The sequence below is a fragment of the Flavobacterium amnicola genome (genome assembly GCF_004122165.1).
Lineage (GTDB): Bacteria > Bacteroidota > Bacteroidia > Flavobacteriales > Flavobacteriaceae > Flavobacterium > Flavobacterium amnicola.
Genome location: NZ_SBKO01000010.1, coordinates 1 through 3,575 on the forward strand (window position 1 = coordinate 1; position 3,575 = coordinate 3,575).

The window sequence follows — 3,575 nt, forward strand, 5'->3', positions numbered from 1 at the left end:
TATTCTCTCTTAAACCAATATAAAACAAAAAAGTCCTTCACTTTCGTGAAGGACTTTTCTAAAGAAAGGCAGCGACATACTCTCCCACATAACTGCAGTACCATCTGCGCTGTCGGGCTTAACTTCTCTGTTCGAGATGGGAAGAGGTGAGCCCCGACGCAATAACCACCTTAAGGTCGTTTGCAAGGGTGATTCCGGTATATATTGGAACCAACATTACACAATATCTTAACATACTGAGATAAATAATCATTATTTGTTTTAGAAAGTTTCTTCTCCCGACCGAAGTCGGGAGAGGACGTACATAAGCTTACGGGTTATTAGTACTACTTGACTATGACATTACTGCCTTTACATCTATAGCCTATCAACGTGGTCATCTTCCACGACCCTTAAAAGAAATCTCATCTTGTGGTGGGTTTCGCGCTTATATGCTTTCAGCGCTTATCCCTTCCCAACGTAGCTACTCTGCAGTGCTCCTGGCGGAACAACAGATACACCAGAGGTTAGTCCAATTCGGTCCTCTCGTACTAGAATCAGATCCACTCAAATTTCTTGCGCCCACAGTAGATAGAGACCGAACTGTCTCACGACGTTCTGAACCCAGCTCGCGTGCCACTTTAATGGGCGAACAGCCCAACCCTTGGGACCTTCTCCAGCCCCAGGATGTGACGAGCCGACATCGAGGTGCCAAACCCCCCCGTCGATATGAGCTCTTGGGGGAGATCAGCCTGTTATCCCCGGCGTACCTTTTATCCTTTGAGCGATGGCCCTTCCATGCGGAACCACCGGATCACTATGCTCTACTTTCGTACCTGATCGACCTGTATGTCTCTCAGTCAAGCTCCCTTATGCCATTGCACTCTACGCACGGTTACCAAGCGTGCTGAGGGAACCTTTAGAAGCCTCCGTTACTCTTTTGGAGGCGACCACCCCAGTCAAACTACCCACCAAGCAATGTCCCCCGCAAAACGGGGTTAGACCTCAGATAAGCAAAGGGTGGTATTTCAACAATGACTCCACAACGCCTAGCGACGCCACTTCACAGTCTCCCACCTATCCTACACATCACTTATCCAAGACCAATACTAAGCTATAGTAAAGGTGCACAGGGTCTTTTCGTCCCACTGCGGGTAAACGGCATCTTCACCGTTACTACAATTTCACCGAGCTCATGGCTGAGACAGTGTCCAGATCGTTACACCATTCGTGCAGGTCGGAACTTACCCGACAAGGAATTTCGCTACCTTAGGACCGTTATAGTTACGGCCGCCGTTTACTGGGGCTTCAATTCAATGCTTCTCCGAAGATAACATCTCCTCTTAACCTTCCAGCACCGGGCAGGTGTCAGGCCCTATACTTCATCTTACGATTTTGCAGAGCCCTGTGTTTTTGATAAACAGTCGCCTGGACCTCTTCACTGCGGCCCCGATTACTCGGGGCGACCCTTCTCCCGAAGTTACGGGTCTATTTTGCCTAATTCCTTAGCCATGAATCTCTCGAGCACCTTAGGATTCTCTCCTCAACTACCTGTGTCGGTTTACGGTACTGGTACTATTAATCTAAGTTTAGAGGTTTTTCTTGGAAGCCCTTAGGCACACTATCCCTTTGTCCGAAGACTCCGAGTACTATCGCATTTCACCAGTTCTTGCGGATTTGCCTACAAGACCTATAGTTAAGTGCTTCAACGAACTATTCCGTCAGTTCGCGGTGCTTTCATCACTCCGTCACCCCATCACAATTAATAGTAGTACGGGAATATTAACCCGTTAGCCATCGACTGTCCCTTTCGGGTTCGCCTTAGGACCAGACTAACCCGCAGCTGATTAGCATAGCTGCGGAAACCTTAGTTTTTCGGTGTGCGGGTTTCTCGCCCGCATTATCGTTACTTATGCCTACATTTTCTTTTCTAACCAGTCCAGCATACCTTACGATACACCTTCAACCCTGTTAGAATGCTCCCCTACCACTTGTATTACTACAAATCCATAGCTTCGGTACTATACTTATGCCCGATTATTATCCATGCCCGACCGCTCGACTAGTGAGCTGTTACGCACTCTTTAAATGAATGGCTGCTTCCAAGCCAACATCCTAGCTGTCGATGCAGTCAGACCGCGTTCTTTCAACTTAGTATAGATTTGGGGACCTTAGCTGATGGTCTGGGTTCTTTCCCTCTCGGACTTGGACCTTAGCACCCAAGCCCTCACTGTTAGTGAACATTATATAGCATTCGGAGTTTGTCAGGAATTGGTAGGCGGTGAAGCCCCCGCATCCAATCAGTAGCTCTACCTCTATATAACTTTATAACTAACGCTGCACCTAAATGCATTTCGGGGAGTACGAGCTATTTCCGAGTTTGATTGGCCTTTCACCCCTACCCACAGGTCATCCGAAGACTTTTCAACGTCAACCGGTTCGGACCTCCACTATGTGTTACCACAGCTTCATCCTGCCCATGGGTAGATCACACGGTTTCGCGTCTAACACTACTGACTAAAGCGCCCTATTCAGACTCGCTTTCGCTACGGATCCGCACCTGAAGTGCTTAACCTTGCCAGCAACGTTAACTCGTAGGCTCATTATGCAAAAGGCACGCCGTCACCCCACTAAAGGGCTCCGACCGCTTGTAAGCGTATGGTTTCAGGATCTATTTCACTCCGTTATTCACGGTTCTTTTCACCTTTCCTTCACAGTACTGGTTCACTATCGGTCTCTCAGGAGTATTTAGCCTTAGCGGATGGTCCCGCCAAATTCAGACAGGGTTTCACGTGCCCCGCCCTACTCAGGATACCACTATCCTTATCTTCTCTTACTTATACGGGACTATCACCCTCTTTGGTTAACCTTTCCAGGTTATTCTAATTCAATCCGCAAGAAATGTCGTGGTCCTACAACCCCAACATTGCCGTAACAACATTGGTTTGGGCTAATCCGCGTTCGCTCGCCACTACTTACGGAATCACTTTTGTTTTCTTCTCCTCCGCCTACTTAGATGTTTCAGTTCAGCGGGTTTGCCCCCTATCGGGTAATACATCTTCAATGTATTGGGTTGCCCCATTCGGATATCTACGGATCAATTCGTGTGTGCCAATCCCCGTAGCTTTTCGCAGCTTATCACGTCCTTCATCGCCTCTGAGAGCCTAGGCATCCCCCATACGCCCTTATTTTGCTTATTGTACTTTTCGTTTTCGTCTATAAATAGACTAAACTGTGTTCTTTCTACTTTTTAAATGTTTTTTTATCTCAATATGTCAATGAACTTTTATCTGTTTAAAACAGATTCGTGGAGAATAACGGAGTCGAACCGTTGACCTCCTGCGTGCAAGGCAGGCGCTCTAGCCAGCTGAGCTAATCCCCCAATTTTTAGTTGTCAGTTAACAGTTTTCAGTTAACAGTACTTAAAACGGTTACTCAACCTCTAAAATTTCCTTTTTATAAGTAAAAATTGTAGTCCCGCCCAGACTCGAACTGGGGACCCCTACATTATCAGTGTAGTACTCTAACCAGCTGAGCTACGAGACTCTGTTTTTACTTATTTGTATTATTTGAATTAACAGCGAGAGTAAAAAAAA

Annotated in this window: 2 tRNA genes and 2 rRNA genes; all 4 read right to left on the reverse strand. The window is 46.8% G+C overall.

What is annotated here, in order from left to right:
* Positions 1-63: 63 nt before the first annotated feature.
* Positions 64-173 (reverse strand): 5S ribosomal RNA (gene rrf, locus EQG63_RS12120).
* Positions 174-300: 127 nt separating this feature from the next.
* Positions 301-3,179, reverse strand: a 23S ribosomal RNA gene (locus EQG63_RS12125).
* Positions 3,180-3,287: 108 nt separating this feature from the next.
* Positions 3,288-3,361: transfer RNA gene (locus EQG63_RS12130), tRNA-Ala, on the reverse strand.
* 90 nt (positions 3,362-3,451) lie between these two features.
* Positions 3,452-3,525, reverse strand: a tRNA-Ile gene (locus EQG63_RS12135).
* Positions 3,526-3,575: the final 50 nt, after the last annotated feature.